General features: G+C 69.5%; 13 protein-coding genes and 1 pseudogene. 10 read left to right on the plus strand and 4 right to left on the minus strand.

What is annotated here, in order from left to right; genetic code table 11:
• Window positions 1-735: 735 nt before the first annotated feature.
• The 5 genes from OG956_RS00005 to OG956_RS00025 all read left to right on the plus strand — a co-directional run bounded on the left by OG956_RS00005 (window position 736) and on the right by OG956_RS00025 (window position 6,342).
• Entirely contained in the window at window positions 736-1,389 is a 654-nt protein-coding gene (locus OG956_RS00005; protein ID WP_330342683.1) for a TnsA-like heteromeric transposase endonuclease subunit, read from the plus strand.
• A complete protein-coding gene (locus OG956_RS00010) occupies window positions 1,386-3,449 on the plus strand; it encodes a transposase (protein WP_330335824.1) in 2,064 nt (687 codons plus the stop codon). Before OG956_RS00005 ends, OG956_RS00010 begins: the two co-directional genes overlap by 4 nt.
• Before the next feature lie 62 nt (window positions 3,450-3,511).
• Window positions 3,512-4,444 (plus strand): ATP-binding protein, encoded by a 933-nt coding sequence (locus OG956_RS00015; RefSeq protein ID WP_330335825.1) that lies wholly within the window; start codon window positions 3,512-3,514, stop codon window positions 4,442-4,444.
• Window position 4,445: 1 nt separating this feature from the next.
• The gene (locus OG956_RS00020) at window positions 4,446-5,492 is read left to right on the plus strand and encodes a TniQ family protein (protein ID WP_330335826.1); all 1,047 of its coding nucleotides are present in this window, start codon (window positions 4,446-4,448) and stop codon (window positions 5,490-5,492) included.
• Window positions 5,493-5,553: 61 nt separating this feature from the next.
• Window positions 5,554-6,342 carry a hypothetical protein gene (locus OG956_RS00025; RefSeq protein WP_330335827.1) on the plus strand — a complete coding sequence of 263 codons (789 nt, stop codon included), beginning with the start codon at window positions 5,554-5,556 and terminating at the stop codon, window positions 6,340-6,342.
• An 803-nt stretch (window positions 6,343-7,145) separates the two neighbouring features.
• Here OG956_RS00025 and OG956_RS00030 read toward each other — a convergent pair.
• Window positions 7,146-9,266 carry a hypothetical protein gene (locus OG956_RS00030; protein WP_330335828.1) on the minus strand — a complete coding sequence of 707 codons (2,121 nt, stop codon included), beginning with the start codon at window positions 9,264-9,266 and terminating at the stop codon, window positions 7,146-7,148.
• A gap of 724 nt (window positions 9,267-9,990) precedes the next feature.
• On the opposite strand from OG956_RS00030, the gene OG956_RS00035 reads away from it, so the two are divergent.
• Window positions 9,991-12,768: a protein kinase domain-containing protein gene (locus OG956_RS00035; RefSeq protein WP_330335829.1), complete on the plus strand. Its 2,778-nt coding sequence runs from the start codon at window positions 9,991-9,993 to the stop codon at window positions 12,766-12,768.
• A 215-nt stretch (window positions 12,769-12,983) separates the two neighbouring features.
• Window positions 12,984-13,214, plus strand: a complete 231-nt coding sequence (locus tag OG956_RS00040; RefSeq protein WP_330335830.1) for a hypothetical protein — start codon at window positions 12,984-12,986, stop codon at window positions 13,212-13,214.
• A 1,279-nt stretch (window positions 13,215-14,493) separates the two neighbouring features.
• Here OG956_RS00040 and OG956_RS00045 read toward each other — a convergent pair.
• On the minus strand, window positions 14,494-15,924 hold the full coding sequence (locus tag OG956_RS00045) for a hypothetical protein (RefSeq protein WP_330335831.1): 1,431 nt from the start codon (window positions 15,922-15,924) through the stop codon (window positions 14,494-14,496).
• 233 nt (window positions 15,925-16,157) lie between these two features.
• Here OG956_RS00045 and OG956_RS00050 point away from each other — a divergent pair, with 233 nt between their 5' ends.
• Together OG956_RS00050 and OG956_RS00055 are read left to right on the plus strand one after the other, a co-directional pair.
• Window positions 16,158-16,640: a hypothetical protein gene (locus OG956_RS00050; protein ID WP_330335832.1), complete on the plus strand. Its 483-nt coding sequence runs from the start codon at window positions 16,158-16,160 to the stop codon at window positions 16,638-16,640.
• A gap of 525 nt (window positions 16,641-17,165) precedes the next feature.
• A pseudogene (locus OG956_RS00055) lies at window positions 17,166-17,962 on the plus strand (hypothetical protein).
• A gap of 207 nt (window positions 17,963-18,169) precedes the next feature.
• Here OG956_RS00055 and OG956_RS00060 read toward each other — a convergent pair.
• Entirely contained in the window at window positions 18,170-19,072 is a 903-nt protein-coding gene (locus OG956_RS00060) for a hypothetical protein (RefSeq protein ID WP_330335833.1), read from the minus strand.
• A 66-nt stretch (window positions 19,073-19,138) separates the two neighbouring features.
• A complete protein-coding gene (locus tag OG956_RS00065) occupies window positions 19,139-19,393 on the minus strand; it encodes a hypothetical protein (RefSeq protein WP_330335834.1) in 255 nt (84 codons plus the stop codon).
• Between the two features lie 415 nt (window positions 19,394-19,808).
• Here OG956_RS00065 and OG956_RS00070 point away from each other — a divergent pair, with 415 nt between their 5' ends.
• Window positions 19,809-19,958 carry a hypothetical protein gene (locus OG956_RS00070; protein WP_330335835.1) on the plus strand — a complete coding sequence of 50 codons (150 nt, stop codon included), beginning with the start codon at window positions 19,809-19,811 and terminating at the stop codon, window positions 19,956-19,958.
• Window positions 19,959-20,283 lie beyond the last annotated feature (325 nt).

Below are 20,283 nucleotides of genomic sequence, written 5' to 3' on the forward strand. Positions count from 1 at the left end.
CTCCGGGCTGCGCCCGGAGTCAGCGAACCCCCGCGCTGCGCGCGGGGGTTGCGCTCCCGCTCCGCGGGAGCGCTGGCGGAGCGCTGCGCGCACCGCGCAACCTGCCTGCTTCGCAGGCAGGTTGATGCTCCGTCCGCTGCGCTCCCGGAGCGGTCGAGGGCTTCGCCCTCGACCCCGGCCTTCCGCTCCGCTCCAGTCCGGGGTCGGCGGGTCCGCTGCGCTCCCCCGCCCAACAAACGCGCCTGGAGGGGGTGAGCGGTCGCTGGGTCAGGCTGGCTGGGAAGGTGGAGGGCGACTGGCGGATGACGGCCGGAATGGTTGCCGCCTGAAGGCCCTTCTTGGCTTTGCTTCAAAGTGAGATATGGATTGAAACTGGATTCGGGCCCCCTCGGCGGTACGTGCCGCACCTCCAGTGGCCGGCCACTGCAACAACTGCGCAGTACCCGATGAACCTGCGCAGTGTTCCGCGATGGCGGGGAGACTCGGGCCCCGCAAGCGGGCTGATGTGCAGTCATACCAAGGCCGTAGCCGCTCCGTTGGTGCATCGGAAGCTTTTCACCCAGTACGGGGGCGTTCTCGATCTGCGCATTGTGCAGGTGTACCGGTCAATTCTTCACTGGACGCGTGAGCAGCACGAGTGGTGACCACCGGTCGGGGGGTCGGGTCCGTGTGAGGGATGTCGATGTGCGGTTCATCGGCGCGAACGGTCTGCCAGAGCAGCGGTCGTGGCTGGAGGTGGCCGCTGAACTGGCGCCGGCTGACTGCCCGCCGGTGCGTGGCTTCGCGGTGCGCCGGGGCAGAAGGTTGGCTCCTGGTTGGTGGTGGGCGGCCACCACGGGTCGGTTGGTGGCTTACGGGAGCACGGCGATGAGGGACCGCCTGATGCTGCTGGACCAGGAACGGCGGGTGGTAGGGCTGGCGTGCCGCCCGCTGGAATTCGTGTGGCGGGACGGCAGGCGGGTGGTAGCCCATGCTCCTCAGCTGGCCGCGCGCCTCGCTGACGGAGGTCACGTGCTCGTGGACTGCCTCGGTGCCGGCTTCCCACCGCGCCGTCTTGCCGGTGTGCAGGCTGTGCTGGAGGAGTGTGCGCAGGAGGTGGGATGGCAGTACCGGGTCGAGCCTGCCGCGGATCCGGTGGTGGTGGCCAACGTGCGCTGGCTGTCGGGGTACCGCCACCCGCGCTGCGCGGGCAGTGTCCGTCCAGGCCGGTTGCGTGACGTCTTCGCGTCTCGACGGCCCTTGGTGGAGGGGGCTGCCGCGCTCGGTGATGTGATCCGGACCTTGCCGGTCGTCTACCACGGCTTGTGGAGTGGTGAACTGACCGCGGCGCTGGACCGGCCGCTCACCGAAAGCACTCTGGTTGCCGCGGCCGGACGGCACGAGCGGTGAGCACTGTGCGGCATGTGGTGGAGGTGGGAGACCAGATCCGCTTCGCCGGTGGTGTGTTCACTCTGGCGGGGCTGGACGGGCCTCGATGCCGGATCGTGGATGAGGACGGGAGCGTCCAGGTGCTCCTGCTCACGCAGCTGTATGCAGACGAGGACTTCTGTGTGGTGGCCGGCTGTGCCGAGCCGCGCCGGGCGCCGGTGTGGGGGCCGTTGGCCAGCCTTGAGGCAGGCGTCCGCGAGAAGGCTCTGGCCTGGGAGCGGCACATCCGCGAGGTCGAGACGGGTCATCCGGAGCCAGACGGGAGGGGTGCTCCGCGCGAGGAGTTCGACCCGGAGTTGCGCAGCCTCGCCGAGCGGGAGGCTGCCAAGGCGGCGGAGCTCACCGAGCAGGGGGAGCCGGTCAGCGTGGCCACGGTACGGCGCATGCGCACCCGCTACCGCAGGCAGGGCGTGTGGGGGCTGGTCGACGGGCGTACGACACGAGCGAGGTCGCCGTGGGGGCGTGCCGACGAGCGGGTGGTCAACGCCATCAGGGCAGCGCTGGAGGCGCAGCGGGAGCGGTCCACCGGGACGCTGAGCCGACTGCGTCGGCAGGTGGGCTGGCTGCTGCAGGACGCCTACGGACCAGGCACGGTGAAGGTGCCGCCGGTGGCTACGTTCAATCGGCTGGTCCATGCGGTCGCCGACGGCCAGGGGCTGCTGGGCCCTGCGGTGCAGCAGCGCTGGCGGACGAGTCGGCCTGAGCCGCCGTTCACGCCCACCGTCGTAGCGCGGCCCGGCGAGCTCGTCATGATGGACAGCACCCCGCTGGACGTACTGGCCGTGCTCGAGGACGGGCGCATCGGGCGGCTGGAACTGACCATGGCCATGGACGTGGCCACCCGCAGTATCACCGCTGCCGTGCTGCGCCCGCGGGGAACGAAGGCGGTCGACGCGGCAGTCCTCCTCGCGCAGACCGTCGTGCCCGAGCCCCTGCGGCCCGCCTGGCCCGAAGTGCTGGCGATGGCCTCCTCGGTGATCCCCTACGAGCGGCTGTTAAGCATCGATGCCCGGATGCAGGGCGCTGCTGCGCGACCGGTGATCTTCCCGTCCACGGTCGTCATCGACCAGGGAAAGGTGTTCATTTCCCAGTGCTTTCTCGCGGCCGCCGAGCATCTGGGAATCTCTGTCCAGCCGTGCCCGCCCGCGTCCGCGCCCGCGAAGGGCCACGTGGAGCGCGGCTTCGGATCGGTGGGGACGCTGTTCGCGCAATACGTCTCCGGCTACACCGGCTGCCACATCAGCCGGCGCGGCCACCGCGTCGAGGACGAAGCCTGCTGGACCCTGCCCCAGCTTCAGGACCTGCTGGACGAGTGGGTGGTCAGTGGGTGGCAGGAACGGCGGCACCGGGCACTATGCCACCCTCTGATGCCCAAGCTGGCGCTCACGCCCAACGAGATGTGGGCGGCCCTGGTCGGCATCGCCGGGCACGTGCCTGTCCCTCTGAGAGCCGCCGACTACATCGAGCTGCTCCCCGCCCGGCGGTGTGCGATCGGCGCCGAGGGCATCCGGTTCGATTACCGCACCTACGACAGCAAGGCCCTCAACGGCCACCGGCAGCGTTCCACCGCGCCGGACGGCAAGTGGGAGGTCCACTACAACCCCTACGAGCCCTCACGCTGCTGGGTGCGTCTGCCCACCGGCTGGGCCGAGGCGGGATGGATCCACCGCACTTTGGTCAGCCGACCCTTCACCGACACCGCCTGGCGGCATATCCGTACCGTCGTCGACCAACGCGCAGGACGTGCCGAACACGAGGAACACCTCGCCCGCGCACTCGACGAACTCCTGCGTCGCGCCGGCGGCAAGACCGCCGGTACCCGCGGCCAGGAGCCGGCCACCGGCTTGGGGGCAGGTCCCACGGGCGTGCTCCCACAGGCGGACACCGGCGTGCTCGGGACCCGAGAGGTGAGTCGGCTGAGCGAAGAGGAGCCCAATCAGGACGACGCCGACGATCCGGTCGCCGGCACAGCTGATGCCTGGGAAGTCTTCGACGCCCATCAGGAGGCAGAGCAGTGGTAGTCCCCGGCCAGGCAGCCGCACACACCGGCCCGTTCGCCTCACCGACCACATGGCGGGAGTGGATGCAGTTCCTCGATGCCGAACCCCCTCGCCTGTCGGGCCCGGGCCCGTGGACGCTTCAGGAGCGCCTCGACTACCACTCCCAGTTCGTGATCCTCTCCACCCCGGTCATGGACAAGATCTCCCTCACCCTGCGGCGGCTGATGATCCTCAACCGGCACCACAACGGCACCGCCCGGCGGGGGCTGATGATCTCCGGGCCGCCCACCACCGGAAAGACCACCGCTCTGCAGCAGCTCGGGCGGTCCTTCCACCTCGCCGACCGGGCCCGCCACACCGGCACCGGCGAGCGACTGCCCGTGATCTTCCTGTCCGTACCGCCCGCCGCCACACCGAAGATGCTGGTCTCCGAGCTGGCCCGGTTCCTCGACCTGCCCATCGGAAAGACGATGAACCAGGCGCGGATCACCGACATCGTCTGCGGCGCCCTTCGCGATCTGGCGACCCAGCTCGTCCTCGTCGACGACGTCCATCTACTCAACACCCGCACCCGCGTCGGCGCCGAGACCTCCGACCAGATGAAGCACCTCAGCGAACGCATCCCCGCCACGTTCGTCTATGCCGGCGTCGCCATCGAGGCCTCCCCGCTGTTGACCGGCAACCGCGGTGCGCAGCTGGCCGGGCGGTTCAAGATGGTGCGCAACCCTCCCCTGGCCTACGGCAGCACCACACAGCGCACAGCCTGGGAAGGCCTGGTCGGCGGCATGGAAAGCGCCCTGCGGCTTACCCACCACCGCCCCGGCACCCTCACACGACACGCCGCCTACCTCCACCAGCGCACCGCCGGCAGGATCGGCAGCCTTTCCGCCCTCGTCAGGGAAGCCGCCATCGCCGCGATCCTCGACGGCACCGAAAAGATCAACAAACGGCTGCTGGCGGACATCGAGGTCGACCAACTCGCCGAACAGACCGCACGGCCACCGGCCAGGACCTGACATGCCCAGCGCTCCCCCGCGCCCCAGCATCCGGCGCGTGGCCCCGCTGCAATGGGAGACCACCGCCTCCTACATCCAGCGCCTGGCCCGCCGCCACCACCTGACCACCGCAGAACTGCTGAACGGCCTGGGCATCCCCCGCCCCCACCTCAAGAAGGAACGCACCCAGCCACACGCCCCCCACACCGGCATCGAGCTGTACCTGAACGCTCCGAGCCGCCGCCTGATCGCCTCGTTCACCGGGGTCCCGGAGGAACATCTCTCCTACGCCCTCCCCCAGTGGGACCAGTACCGCGACAAGCCCAACCCCGCCTCCGCCCGCGCCCGGCTCCAGCCCGCCCCGGTAAACGCCGTCACCGGCTGCCCTGGCTGCACCCTCGCCCGCACCGGCCACAGACACCCCGTCCGCCAGTACCTGCCCGACAGCCGCCTCATCTGCCGCCGTCACCACACCTGGATGCTCGGCCGCCACACCCTCGCCGGCACCCAACTGCCCATCGAACACGCTGATCTGGGGCACACCCCGGAGATCCTCGCCGCCCACCGCACCCACATCCGCTTCCTTCGCCGCTGGGGCACCGCGGCCGACCACGCCCTCGCACAGGCCACGTCCCTGACCGAAGCCTGGCGGCGCACAGCACCCGCGCAAGAACGCATCTGGCCCGCACGCGCCCGCCGCATCGCCAGCAACAAGCGCACCCGCCTGTGGTACGCCCTCGCCCGAGCAGCCATCACCTACCCCGAAACCATCACCCTCGCCCAATACATCGCCCACCACCCCCGAACGCTTCTGGCCCTCGAACGACCCCAGAGCGCACCACCCGTCCACAACGCCATCGCCGCCCTCCTGGGCCGGCCCTGGCTTCAAGACCCGGCCCTCTACCCCCACCGGCTCAACCACCGGATCAACTACGCCCCCAGCCCCCACCCCGGTGCACACCCGCGATGGACGTACCGCCAGCCAGGCCCAACCGAACTCACCCACCTCGGCTACCACCCACCGAAAACGGCCCAGGCCGTAGATGTCAGCCCCGGCACACCACCATGACCAGCAAGCCTGAACACATCGGCCCGCCCCGCCCCACCGTCCTCCCCGCTACGCTGACGGAGTGACAGAGTGCGTCGACAACCCGGCCGAGAGACTCCACGCCCTCCTCATCGACTTCTGCAAGGCCGGCAAGGAACTAGGCCCCAACGTGAGCAATTGGAATGCCTGGGCCCGGGCGCTCACCTACGAGGAGACACCCCTCGCCACAGACAGCGCTGAATTCTTCGCACGTCTGTCCGCAGCGATGATGCTGCCCCAGCAAGTCCGCCAAGCAGTCGGGGCCGTGGTGAGCGATCCCGAGCAACAGGACTACATGCTCCGTCCCCTGGCCGGTGTCGAAGCCGCCATGCTGGCCTCCGCTCAAGCCGGCCACCAGGTCTCCCACGTGTGGCAGCACTTCAGCAAGGACGGCGACGCGGACAGCAGCGCCGCGATCTACAGCCTGCTCGGCTGCGCCCACGAGCTACGCCGAGCTCAGGTCGAGGCCGGCCTGACCGACACCGACGGCCAACACCTCACCACCATGATCAACGACCTCATCGAGGCCGTCCTGGCCTCCGAACTCAACGAGGCCGACAAGCAGTTCCTCCTCACCCGGCTCAACGACATGCTCGCCGCCGTCCAGCAAGCCCGCCTGCGCGGCCGCTACGCCCTGGAGACAACCACCGACGCCGCATATGGCGCCCTCACCCGCCGCCCCAACCTCATCCAGCGGCTCCGTGACGCCCAACTCCTCAACCGCCTGGCAGACCTGTTCACCAAGTTCAACACCGTGCTCGCGCTGACCGGACAGACCGTCGAACTGAGCGAGACCACCGTGCACATGCTGGAACGCGGCCTGGGCAACTGAGCACTCCCACACCCCGTACAGGGCCACACAGCCCACACGCCGAGCCGTCCCGCACCACCGGCAACCACTCAAACTGCGCAGCACCCAACCAACCTGCACACCGGCGCCCGGCCCGACCGACACCACAGGTCAGACGGCTGACAAGTCACACCCCTGTGCAGAATCAGCGAGCCAAGCCCAGCACCAACCCGTTCAACCAAACTGCGAAACCCCAGGTCAGCACACGCACCACTGCGCACATTAACTGATCAGCGACACCGCGAAGATGGGTCACTGTGTCCTGGGTCGGGGGTGTGGGCCGGTGTCACGGTGGGCGCGCTGTTTGCCAGACGGCGGGCCTCGGGCGAGGCCGCCCGAGGCCCGCCGTCCTCGTCTGCTTATGGGCGGCCGGGCTTCTCAGCTTCTACGGCGCAACCGTGGGAGCCGCCGGGAGAGCCGGGGCCGACCCAGCAGACGGCCGACTTCCCCTTCTGCTTGTTCCACATCGACCTCGCGTTGCAGTGGGAGCACCATTACCCACGTGACCTCGGCTTTGCGGGGGTCCCGGCGGTGCTCTTCGACGCGCGCCCGGACCGTGCCGAGACCGCGTCCCGTGGATCCCGTGTAGAGCAGGTCGAACGTTCCCGAACCGAGAAGGTAGACCGCCTTGTGCTCGTCTCCCGCGTAGTCGGGCAGCGCCCACAGAGCGATCTTCACCGGTTGCCGGCGCAGCAGGCGGTCACCCTGAGTGTCAGCGGCTAGGTCGTAGGACCTGCGCAGGGGTGTTCCCGGCAACAGTGGGGCGGTCCCCGGGGGAAGCACTGTCACGGGGTGTCCCCTTCGCCCGGCTCCTCGGGACGGCTGAGGTTGGCGTCCGCCTCCTTCTGCTCCCGTTCCTGCAGGCTCATCTTCAAGCCCCTCAGCCGGTAGGCCACGGTTTCCGCCTTCTCGCAGAGCTCGGCTATCAGCGCCGCAGAGCATGTGATCTTGGAAAGGTTCGCCTCGTGCAGCGTCTGGACGGAGGTGCCAGCGAGCCGCAACTGGGTGGGCAGGACCCCCAGCGCCTCAGCCACCGGGTTGACCTGCTTGGCGCGCTCCCGCAACCTCTGCTGTTCCCGCTTCTCCGCCTGCCCCTTCTCGATACCGGCCGCGACAGCGCGGATATACGCGCTGTCGGCCACCGAGTTATCCAGCAGGCTGTACGGGGCTTGGGCGGAAACCCGGCGGGGCTTGACTCGTCGGCGCTCGTCGAAGGAGGCTACGAACCTCGTGATGTTCTCGCTCAGCTGCGCGGGACCCCAGGGTGAGGCGTGCATCATCTCCAAGACGATCGACACCGGCGCCGTGGTGAACGCGGTCGGGATGTCCTCCTCCGGCAGGTCTTCGATCTGGCGGCCGGATCCGGTGTCCGTGCGCAGCGCCCCCGTGAACGTCGTGGCGATGGCACCGACCACGAGGAGGAAGGCGATGTGGTCGCCGAGCGTCGCGTCGTCGGTCTCGATCCGCTTGTCCTCGTTGACGAGCCCCTGGGATGCGGCTGCGGCCTTGCTGACGGCTTCCACAGATGCCTTCAGCTGCGCGTCCGTCACCTGGTATTCCGGCAGGCGACTCTTCCGGTTCCATACGTGTTTGGGGAGGGCGTCGCGGGTCCATGCGCGCTGTGCGATCTCGAGCAGGGACTGCTGGTGCTCGTTTCCCTTCCAGTGCTTGCGGTCGAGGGACTGCAGGGGGCGGCTGATGACGGCTCCGGCCAGCTCGCTGAACTGCTTGGCGTGGCACCGGCTGATCTTCAGTTCGCGACGCAGGGTCGCGGCGATGTAGGGGCGCCATGTGGGATCGATCAGATCGGCGATGGCCTGGTAGGCCCAGTCGAGGTAGTCCCATCCGCTGCGGAGCGGGCCGCGGTCCTGCTGGCGCTGGCGCTCGATCAGGGCCGGCGGCGCCACCTGTGACAGGTCAGACAGCACAGCCTCGTGGATGGTGCGGCGCTTGGAGGTGTGGGAGTGGGCCTGCTGCTGGTGATGGATCAGGCTGACGACCTCCATCACGAAGCGGTGGACGTCCACATCAGGGCCCGGGCTCCAGAGCTCGACATCGCACTGCAGGGCGCGCCAGCGGGCTGCAGTCTCGCCGACGCGCATGGCGAAGCTGGCCTCGCCCTCACCGCCGGCTTCATTGGGCTGAGCACGCAGACGGTCCGCCTCTTCGCGCAGGTCGCGCAGTTCCTTGTTGACTTCGCGGGCTGTCTCCCGGATGAGGTCGCCGACACTGTCCTGGGTCATGACCGCGCATACGGCGGGATCCAGGCCGAGAATGGCGAAGGCAGCAGTGGTGCGCGAGATGCCGTCCACGGTGAGGAAGCGCCGGGTCTCCTTGCCACCATGCCGGATCATGAGGGGGACCATGATGATGCGGTCCGAGATGCCCTCGGTGGCGACCATGAACCGTTTGTCGTTGCGCTCCTGAGTCTGGTCGGTGATGCGGCGGACAGCGACTTCGAGTCTGTCCTGGCTGTCGACATCGAGGACGAGCCAGCCGTCCTCACTGCTGAACCTGCCGGCGCTGATGACGAGGTCATCCAGATCCTGCAGGGTGCCACCGCTCTGGATCGCCTCCATGAACTGGTCGTAGAGCGGGTCGGCGGGGGATGCCTCGGCATCGGCCAGGCGCGGCTGCAGAACGAGAGCGCCAGCGATCGGGCTCGACTGGAACATCCGCAGCTCGGCCCGGTCCCCGCTGGGCAGCGTCTTGGGGAACTTGGCGCGTATGTGCTTGGCCGCCTCGGGGCCGAGGGCGGCGGCGGCGACGAGCTCGCCGAGCGGGTCGCCCTTGAACTGTTTGACGAGTGCTGAGCGGGCCTGGCCGGCAGGGGGCTGAATCGACTGCAGGCGGTCCAGGAGCCCGTACGGGTCGTCGGCGGGTGGCGGGGTGAAGGTCTGTGCCATCGAGGTCCTTCCAGCCGGCTCCGCAGCGAAGGCGGCGGGGCTGCAGCGGGTACGGGAGTACGCGGCTGCGGCCCCATGCCTGGCTGGCAGGAGTCCGACAGGAACGACACGATGCCGGAGGCGGTCGGCCGTCTGTTCCCGCTCGGAGCACCGCACACCCGTTCCGGATGCCGGTCGGGCAGCAGAAACGGCTTCACACGCCGGCCGTAACCAAGGCGTGGGAGAGCGTGCGACACCACCCGGGCGGGCAGTCGCATAACTATTGAACCGTCAGAAACAGCTGCCCGATCTCCTGTTCGGCATTTGCCCGGAAAAGTACCGCTGCTGTCTCATCGCGGGTCTCGGGGCCGACGGCGTACGGCCGGACCGTCGTCCCGTTCCTGCGCTTCCAGGCCGCGCCGATGCCCTTGGGCCAACAGCGGCGGCAGGTGCGCCGGGCGCAACCCGGAGCAGGGCATACGGCAGAGCTGACGTCACAGCTCTCGTGGCTGTGACTCGCTGGCGCGGTTTTTCGGCAGGGGCGTGCTCGGCGGCCGACCGTGCTGGAGTGGTTCGCCGAGGCGGGCTCCGCTTCGGAAGCCGGGCGGGTGGGTGGGAGAGAAGTGCAGGCCCGGTGGTGAAGTGGGGGACTGAACTCTGTGATCGGCACGCGTCGTGTCCTGTCTGTGCGCAACAATCTTCTTCGGGCGTTGTGCCCGGTGGGCACGATGCACGGGGTGGGTCGATGGAGGACGTACGGGAGCTGCTGGCCGAGTACGGTCAGTGCCACGGCACTGAGTTGTCCGAGTCGGACAGGCACCGGCTCCTCGGCGAAGTGGTTGCGGTCCTGATCCGGCGCACCGACGAGGAAGCGACGCTGGATTTTCGCGGGCCGTATGAGCCGGCCGTGTTCTTCGAACTCGCCGGGCGCGACTACGCGGTCACCTTGGTGTCGGTCTCCGGACCCGATGTGGCAGAGGCCGCCCGGGCCGCCGTGCGGGCACGCGATCAGCGGAGTCTGGGGTCGGCGGTTCGCTGGGTTCTCGTGTGCGCACGGACTCCTGGTCGTGCGGTGGACGGTGATCTGCGCGCGGCCGTGGGCGGGCAGGGCGTGCTTCTTGACCAGGACCACTTGGAGGCAGCCGTGTGTGGGCTTGCCTCGCTCGCCGGGCTGATTCGTGCCGCCTTCCGCACGCTGCGGCCGCCGTACACGCCGCTGCATGAACTCCTGCTGCAGGAGCCAAAGAAGGCGCCTCCACCGTTGTCCCTGCCGTCCCGTTTGTCCAGCCCGGTCACCGTGCCGGTCCGGACTGAGCCGGGTATCGCGGCCTCTGTCGTTCTGGCCGGGCAGGACTGGCCGCTGCGTCCGAGCGGACTTGCCTGGGAGTCGCCGGAGCGGGCGCTGGTCACCACCGAGTCGGGGCTTGCGGAGGTGGATCTGCAGCGGGGAGGGCTGCGGTGGCGGCTGCCGCTGCCCGGCGTGCACGGCGCCGCTGTCGTGCTGCCGGACGGAGCCGTGTGCGTGCTGTGCGGGCCGGCGGTGGTGATGTGGCATGGCGGCGTGCTGCGGGCGGTGGGCGGCGGGTTCGAGACGAATGCCAGCCTGCTGGTGGGCCCCGATGGAAGTGTGTGGGTGTTGTCCGGATCGGGGGCGACGTTCGGCGTCGGCACCGGCTCGACCCTCGCGCTGACCCGGCTCGGCGACCGGGCAGGAGATCAGCAGCGGTTCGCTATCACCTTCGACGCGGCGGTGCGGTCGGCCGCCTGGCTGGAGGGGCGGCGCTTCCTCCTTGCTGCCGGCGGGCACAGCGCCGTCGTCGACCTCGCCGTCGGCACGAGCGCCGGCGGGCGGGAGGACTGGACGGTGACTCCGGTGTCCTACCCGGGGCACGTGGCGCGCGCTGGCGGCGATGCCGTCCTGGTGGCCGGGCGGGCCGGTTCCGGCATCGGCGTGGAACTGCACACCCTCGACGCTGCGGCCCGCAAGAGCGACCCGGCCGCCGAGATACAGCTCGGCGATGTGTTGGGCCTGGCTCAGAGCCCTGAGGGCGGGCCCGCCTACCTGCTGGGCGCGTTGCCGACGAACGACATCGGCGCCATCCACCCTGTCCTGATGAAGATCACCGGCCACTTCCCTGCCGGATCGCCCGCGGTCGAGGAGCAGCCGCCGGTGCAGGCCGCCGATCCCTACACTGAGGTCCGCAGACAAGCCCGCGGCGAGCGCGACGACTACGCTCTGCAGAAGTTCCCGCTTCCGGGCGGCGATGAGGGCGGCATGGGGATCGTCCACGAGGCCTGCCACAAGACGACGAAGACCGTCGTTGCCTTCAAGAAGCCGAAGTCGCTGCGCGAGAAGCTCACCGCGCGGATGCAGCGTGAGGTCGAAGCCGCCCAGTTGCTCGGCGGGAACCGCCACGTCATGCCGGTCCTCGACTTCAGCCCGCGGGGTGAGTGGTTCGTCATGCCGCTGGCCCAGGCCACCGCCGAGCAGCTTCAGCCGGAACTGCAGCACGACGGTGACGAACTGCGGGCCCTGGTGGACGCGGTCGCGGCCGCGCTGGCCGACGCCCACCGTCTCGGCTACCTGCACCGGGACATCAAGCCGGCCAACATCCTGCAACTCGACGGCCGGTGGGTTCTCGGCGACTGGGGCATCGTGCGCCGCCCTCACGGTCAGACGACCACCCCTGGGCGCACCGGCCGGGAGATCGGCACGACCGAGTGGGGTGCCCCCGAGCTGTCCGTCGATCCTCACAACGCCACTTCCGCAAGTGACATCTACAGCCTGGGTAAGGTCATCGGCTGGCTGCTGACGGGCACCAAACCCGAGGCCAACGTGCCGCTGCTTCCGCCGCACGGCAGCCCCTGGCGCGAGGTCGTGAGGCAGTGCACTTTCCGTGAGCCGTCAAACCGGCCGCAGACCATCGATGAATTCCTCGACCTGGTCGAACGCGAGCTGGCCTCGCCCCTGGAGCTGCCCATCGCGCGGGCACAGCAGCTTGTACAGGAAGCCGAGGATGGGGACACCGAGGCAGCCCGCCGGCTGCTCGCGCTCGCCGCCGACCACGGCGGCGACTACGAGCTGTACCTGGATGCCCTGCCGCGCCTGGGCATGGGCCTCGCCGCACCGCTGCTGCTCGCCAACACCGAACAAGCTCTCACCCTGGTCGCGGCGATGACCGGGCACGTGGACGGTGACGGCACCGGCTGGCCGCACTACAACGAAGCCAAGAGAGCTATCGCATGGCTGCGCGGCGTCGCTGATCACGCAGCCCGTGAAGAGAACTGGGATCTGCTGGAGGAGGCGGCTCGCGGCATGTGCACGTGGGACGCGGCGTCCAACGAGTTCGACCAGCAGGACGCAACCCGGGATTGGTTGCGCGGGTTGCGCGGCCAGGCCGCTCAGATCCTCGCCAGTGCACTGCGGGAGCACCCCGGAAGTGCGCGCTACTACGAATTGGCCAGCGAGCGCTCCGTGGACATGGCCATCCGCAGCGCCATCGCCGCCGGGACCGGCCGCTGATCGCAAGGGGCATCGGCGCCAGGCACTGTCAGGCGCTGAGGAGGCGGCGCGTGTGCCACACCGGTGGAGCGCGTTCGACGACGTGGGGGGGCGGGTTGTGGGTGCGAACACGGCGAAGGAGCACCACTTGCCGCAGTACTGGCTGCGGGCATTCGCCGAGGACGGACGGGCACGTCCTCGGACGGTGGCGCGCTGGTGCGGAGCATCGCACCCCGGTGCGGCGCGCTGCCGTGGCCCGGCACTTCAACACCGATCCCCTCGCCGAGGGCGAACGGCGCGTGGCGCTGGAGACCTACCTGGACCGGCACGTCGACGGCCCGTGTGCGCCGGTTCTGCGCGCCTTGCGTGAGGGACAGTGGCCGCTGGACGAGGCGCGATACGCGGTCGCGTTGGACGCGCTGGCCTGGCAAGTGGTGCGCACCCAGGCGTTCAGGTCCTTCGATTAACAGGTGAGCCGGCATCTCTTCCTAACCCTGTGGGCGCAGGAAGCAGTCGGGTACTGCGAGGAACGGCTGGGGCGGCCGCTGTCGGGGGCGAAGCGGCTGGAGGTGTTCTGGACGGCGGTACGGACGGCGCCCAACCCCTCGTTGATCGCTGACCCGCGCTCGGTGCTGCGCGCCATGATCGGCGCCTTCGAGCGCACCCGCGGCCTTCTCGCTGCCCCGGGCCGGCGCCTGGTGCTGCTGCGCTCGGCGGAGCCTCGGCTGGTCCTGGCCGACAGCGGAGTGGCCCTGCGCCGCAAGGACGGCACCTTCAGCGCTCACTCCCCCGCTGCTGCCCGAGACGATCGAGGTCTTCGCTCCGCTGTCGCCGACGTGTCTGCTGATCTCCACACCCCGCGCGCACTACCGCCCGGATCAGGGCCTCACCTGCAAAATCGCCGCCAAGGCCAACGCCGGGGCAGCAGCCTGGTGCCAGGACGCCGTCTACCGTCTGCCGTCCATGCCCTGGCCCGCCCACCTGCCGCTCGCCGAGACCGCGCTGGAGGTCCGGCCGCCGCGGCTGTCTGCAGTACCCGCGCAGCAACCGCCCGACCCCGCACCCGCCCACCCCGAAATCCACCGCGGTGAGCTGCGTACCCTCTTGGATCAGCTCAGTCATGCACCCGCAGATCAGCTTCCGGGCTCGGGGACAGACGGTGGGAGGTGAGTGTGGCCTTGCTGGCCGCGCCGGTATGACGGCACGCCCGGGGCGAGACGAACGCGCCGCGTGTCCGCGCCGTCGCTGCGTCCGTCACTGTCGCCGAAGCGGACCCGCGGCGCGAACGCGGCGGCGTCCTGGGCGAAGGCGGATCTTGGTCAGCACAGCGGGTCCCAGCAGCGTGTCAGCGCTGCCTGGCTCGGCGAAGGTGCGGGGGCAGCACGTCGAGGGTGTGTCGAGTTGGCTCACACGGGCCCGAAGGGCCGAGGCGCAAGGCCCGGAACCTGATGGGAGGGCCGGGGTACCTCGTTGCTGGCGCAGTCGCGCGCAGCCCGCGCACCCCCGAAGCGGCCCGCACTCCTCGTCGTCGTACACGTGCCCTGAACGCCTATCAGCGCGGTCGGCCGGTCCGCGTCATGATGAGGGCCCAGCGCCAAGGACGGGGCTCATGACGGTGCGGCCCCCGGGGTCGCTGAAGCCGGACAGCAGGAAGGCATCGGGGAGAGCTGTGGAAGCAGGGGCGTTACGGACCGTACTGCTGGCCGGGGAGACGACCGCGTCACTGATCGGCCAGGCCGCGGCCCGCTACGCGGTTCCGCCTTTACTCCAGGGACGCCACCGCCTGCGGCGGACCGCAGGGGGCTCGTCCTGTTCTCCTCCTGGGTGGGCCTGGCCGAGCACAGCGCCCTGCACGGCCGACCAGTCCTGCGTGCGCCACCAGCGGAACAGGTCGCCGGAGGCGATCACGGGAAAGGGGAGCGTATCGACGACCCTGTGCTGATACACCTCGGCAGAGCGCTCGGCGGGGTCGAGGCGATGCTGGTGGTTGACAATCAAGGCAGCGCAGGTGACTGGCTGACCGGGCCGCAGTTGCGGCCATTTTTCCAGATGGCGTTGAAGCTGCGAGATCAGTTTCTCGCCTGCTGCCCCCGTGGCGGCCTTCACCTCGACCAGGCAGGTGGACCCATTCAGCACGGCGAGCAGGTCCGCCGACAGGGTGCCGCCCAATTCCTCGTCCAGATCGGTGACGGCGAATCCGGCGGCACGCAGTACCACGGCGACCGCGTCTTCCAGCTCGCTGCCGCTGCCGTACAGTAGGCCGTTGCGCACGGGGTCGGCCTCCTGTCGTGCCCGCTCCAGATCGTCTTCCAGGCCGGCCCTGTCCTTCAGGTAGCGGCGCTCCAACTCTTCAAGGGCGCCGCGTGCTTGCGTCTCCGCAGGGGTCTCCAGGGCGGGGTCGACATGGTGGCGTGAGCGGACGCGGCGCAGTGCGGCCGGTACGTACTCGGGAAGGGCGCGCTGGACGAGCCAGTCGACCACCTGGTTCCAGTCGACCCCGTCCGGGATCACGTACCAGATCTGCTGGCCGTCGCCGGACGTCCAGCGTGCGACGACGGGCTCGCCCAGGCTGTCGACGAGGATCGGCACCAGCTCGCCTTCGGGCTCGCGAACCGTCGTCCCGCGCGGGCCTTCCAGGGCGCTCGCCTGCAGGGTCATCGCCCACCAGGGGGCGCTGGCGGGGCGGTTGCGCAGTCTCAGTCCGAGGTCGCGGTCGGCCGCGTCCAGATCGGGAGCCAGGAAGACCTCCGCCCCCGCGAGCAGCCGCTTGCCGACGATCGCGCCGGTGAAGTGGCGGAAGTCCACGCGGCCGCCGTGCCGGCCGAAGACCGACCGCACGCGGTCTTTGTCATCGTCCGCCGTGCCCATCGTTGCGACGATGAGCGCGGGCTCGCCGCGCGAGGCCGCCCCGGACAGGAACCTGTCGAACTCGTCGGCGCCGTGACCGGAGAAGTGGCTCGGGTTGATGGCGGCGGCGCAGGTGCTGGTGTCCATGTCGAGCCAGCGCGGCTCGGTCCCATGCTCGATCCAGGAGACTCCCGCGTACCTGGCCGAGGCCGCGAAGAGCTTGCGCGCGTAGTCGGCGGCCTGCGGATCGGGCTCTTCCATCTGGGCGGGGTCGTGGACAGCGATGTGTACGGGGACGAGTCCGTTGGGACCCGAGGTGTGCGCGGCCATGGCCGAACCGTAGCGGCCCGGTGTGACACCGCCGCCGGCAGAACACAGCCCTACTCGCACCGGGGGTTCGAGACCGGCAGCCGTTGGCCGAGCGGGGACACGCCAGCGCGCCCAGCGGCAGGGGAAGGGGCCTAGCTGGGCCGGGCTCAGGTGAGTTACCGTCGAGGTACGCCTACGGGCGCCATGTCCACGGACATCCGGACCTACGGGTCCTCTGCCTATGAGGAGTTCGCGTGCTTACGCTCACACCCATCGAACGCGACATGCACCGCCTTCTGCGCTCTCTTGCGAAGGCCGGCGATCCGGTCGACCCGCTTTCCGCCTGCATCGGCTACAAGGAATTCGCACAGCGCGTTGACCCGCACGGCTTGGACCCCTATACGTCGCAGGGCCAGATGCGCGGGCTCTACCCGAAGCTCGGCCACATCAGCGTGTATGAGCACCAGCATGGTCGCCCGCTGCTGTCGGCCCTTGTCATTCGCAAGGCAACTGGCCGGCCCGGGTCCGGCTTTGCCGACCTGGCGTCACAGCTCGGCTTCGAAGCCGCTGAGGAGGACGAGTTCTGGAAGCATCAGGTGGCACAGGTCGTGCGCTTCTGGTCCGCGGACGATCCGGTCATGCTGATGGACTCCGCGATGGACCAGGTGCTGAAAGAGCTTGGCTCGATCAGGCGCGCCGTACGCCGACTCGCCGCGCGGCCGGGCGAGAAGGGCTGATACCAGCGGACTGCGTCGCGGGCAGAGTGCCCTGTCTCCCTCCCCTGAGCACCGCTTGCCGATGTGCGCGGTGAGGACCTGCCTCTAGGCAGGTCCTCACCGAGATACGGGGCGCGGCGTGACTGCCCGCGCAGGGGCGTCCGCATAGGGCGCAGCGGCCCCGCGGGGTTCAGCCGTGAGTGTCGCGCAGGACGTAGATGACGATCTGGACGGGACGTCCCTCGCGGAGCAGTTGGTCGGCGGTCTTGCCGTTGATGACGCGGTCGAGCATGTCCCGGGTGCAGCCGTTGAGCCGCAGCTGGACGTAGAACGCCCCAGGCGTTACCGCCCTGTCCTGCCCGGCCGGGGCCGTCCAGGGGGATCGCGGGGGCCGTCAGGGGCGGTACGGGAGCCGGGGGATGTCATCGGCCTCGACCGGGTCTGAGCTCGTCGCGGACACCCACGCCGCCGGCAACGCGTGCGGCGGGTGGCACGACTCGGCCGTCTCTCCATGCTGTGTCAGTGCCGCGTGCCACACTGCCGACCATGTCGCTCGCTGATCTCACTCTCGACCTGTGGCGGACCTCGACGAGGTCACCGCCCGGCGGATCGCCCAGAAAGCCGCTGACCACGTGGGCGGCCGGGTGTCACTCGTCGAGGCCACGGAACACTGCGGTGCCCTGCTGCACCGCGTCCGGATTGAGCGGGACGGACAGGAGTTCGCCCTGATACCCGGAGGCCAGGTGTCCCTGGGCTTCGACCTCAACACCTGGAAGCCGACCGCGCAGCAGGCCGCCGACTACACGGAGAGCCTGGAGCAGGGCTACGGTTACGGACCCGATCTGCGGGCCCACCTCGCGCGGATCCTCAGCGCTCGCCGCAGCGTTCACCTGGACACTGTCCTCATGGCCGTGGAGGACGAGAACCTGACCGAACCTCCGGCCGACATGCCGGCTGCCCTCTTTGCCCGTGGTCTGCGGATGCCGAGCTCCGACGAGTGGGAACACGCCTGCGGCGCCGGGTCGAACACCCTGTTCCGGTGGGGCGACGACTGTCCCCTCGACCGCATCCCCTACGGAGACGACACCGGCCCGCACAACGAGCTGAACGCCTTCGGCCTGCACATCACCTACGACACCTACCGCACCGAGCTGACCAGCGATGTCACCGCGGTCCACGGCGGCGACGGGGGCGAGTCGGTGTGCGGCGGCTACGGCCACCTGCTGGCCTGGCTCCCCCTGGCGACCGCCAACCGTAACCCCGGCATGGCCGAGTTCGTGTACGGACCAGACGGAGAGGACATGTACGAAGACTTCTCCACGCGACCGGTGCTCACGCTCTGAGCGACACGGCCCGATCGACGACCGGCTCGCTCTCTCCCGCCCCGTGGTGAGGGCGAAGAGCGACTGATTCGCCGACTACCTGGAAACGCCTGCCGGCCCAGCCCCGGCGAGGTCCGCGATCCGCCACATCGTCACGGAGTTCGACGAACGGAACCCGCGTACCACCGGCGTCCGCGAACTGAACGCCGCAGCGGCACCGGCTAGGCCTCAGTCGTCATCCATGATCGACCGGAGATGTTCGGTGAATGCCTCGTCTTCCGCGGCGCCGGGAGTTCGTGTGTAGGTGCATACCAGGCACTGCCCGTACCCTACTTGGCCGAGGACTGGGTCGAAGCCCTCCACGCAGAACGTCTCGTGCCCGCAGACGGGACAGGTGTCGAGGTCGTGCCCGTCCGGGTTGTGCTTCGGGTGATAGGCGTTGGGGTTGGCCACGTGCTCGGCGCGCTGCGCGGCTTCTTCCTCACCGATCCGTTCGAGGTACTCGGCAGCTCGTTTCTGGGAGGCCGCGTCTTCTCTCTGCGCGGTCTGCTGGATCCGGTCCTGCTGTTCCTCTCCCATCACTCCAAGGCTCCTGTGACCGTCGAGGGCCAGCAGGGCCTCGATATGGCGGTGCTGCAGACCTCCGGCACCGCGGCCGTGGCGGGCCGCCTGACTGGCCTCGATCCCGTTCTGGAGCGTGCGCACATCGATCCGGGTGTGCGACGAGAGACGAGGTGCCTGGAAGAGCGAGTCCCCATCGCCCTGGGGGATCTCCGGCATCGGATGCTTGTCAGGAAGGAGGACGATGCCGTCCGTGGCAGGGACGTGTTTCTCGATCACCGTGAGCAGCGCGCTGGCCGACCTGACACGTCCGTTGCGGTCCAACTCCTCTCCCGGCCACTCGGAAGCGACGATCGCAGCCAGCCCGTTGGACAGCACCTGATCGAAGATGCCCTCTCGGCCAGCCATAAACGGAGCGAAGGGGTCATCGCCTGTCGGGACGGGAGCGGCGAAAGGGTCCGTCTGTTCTTCGGGATCGGCGGCTGCCGCGCCGTCGTGCCGTCTCTCGCGCAACTCCGCGGCCAGCACTACGGCGCACCGGGCGAATTCTTCAGCTCGCTGATCCCTCATGGACAGCATGCTGCCGTGCGCTATCCGACTCAGGTAGACCGCCTACGGCGTTGAGCACGCTCGGCCTCACGGGTCTGCTCGCCGGGTGTCGGCGTACGGCCTTCTCTGGCCCTGGCAAGATTTCCGTGAAGCCGGGGTGTGCCACCGTGCGCCGGTGACGCTCCGCCACAGGGAGCGGCGTCGGAGCAGGGCCATGAGGACGACGCGGTGGCGGAGCAGCGGGGCTCCCGCGCGTCCGGCCATGATCCGCTTCTGGAGCTTGAGATCGGTGATGCGGCCTTCGTTTACTCCGGAGTTGAACCGGGTGGTGATGCCCTGCACGACTGCGGGCTGGTCCTCGCGGATGGCTTTGGCAGGCCGGCCAGGGCGGGAGGCCGGCGGTCGTGAGTTGCTCCAGCCAGTCCGGCAGCGGGGCGGCGTCACGGGTGTCGAGCATGGCGGCGAACTGACGCACCAGATGGTGGGCGCGGTTCAGTTCTGGGCAGTGCTCGAACAGCCGCGGGAGTGCCTCGGCTGCGCGTGCCAGGAGCGGCACAGCTCGGTGGACTCCTGCGGGGGGGCGGCCACGAGGTCCTGGGGTGCTGCAGGTGGCGGTCGAGGACGTGGACGCCGTCCTGGAAGGGCTCGAATTACGTGTCAAGTACCGCCTGCGGGGCGGAGAGAGCGACCACCGCCGCCCGGTAGCCGCTTGAATTCGTACGGCCGCGAACCGGTGGTCCTGACCACGAAGGAGCAGATGGTCCTCAAGGCCACCCTGTCTCAGTTCCCGCCGCGCGCTGACCTCTGCACGCTGGAGAAGCCCGTCGAACTCGTCGCCCTGGATGGCGACCCCGACAAGGTGCTCGCCCCGATCACCACGTTTTCTCGCAAGGTCGGCGGCCTCTGACCGTCACCGGTGCTGCCCGGTGCGTGGCCTCTCGCCTCCGTTCGCGCGAGAGGCCACATCCGCGCCCAGTGTGACCGTCTTCGAGGAGCCCCCGGCCGTGGCTCTCGCCTCCCGCAGCGCTGCGGTGCACGGGCGGCAGGCGGGGATGATCAGGTTGCTCTTGAGAGCCGAACCAGAGAGAGGTCCTCAGCCGCTGCTGGCGGGGTAGGCAGCGCGCCCGGCGGTGAGCTGGCGGCACGGTCCGGTCAGGAGCCGCTCATCACTACCGGCCAGGAGGTGGCCGCGGGCAGGCGCGGCCGGGCCGGCGACGCCGGCCTCATCCGGG

It is taken from the genome of Streptomyces sp. NBC_00557 (assembly GCF_036345995.1).
Lineage (GTDB): Bacteria > Actinomycetota > Actinomycetes > Streptomycetales > Streptomycetaceae > Streptomyces.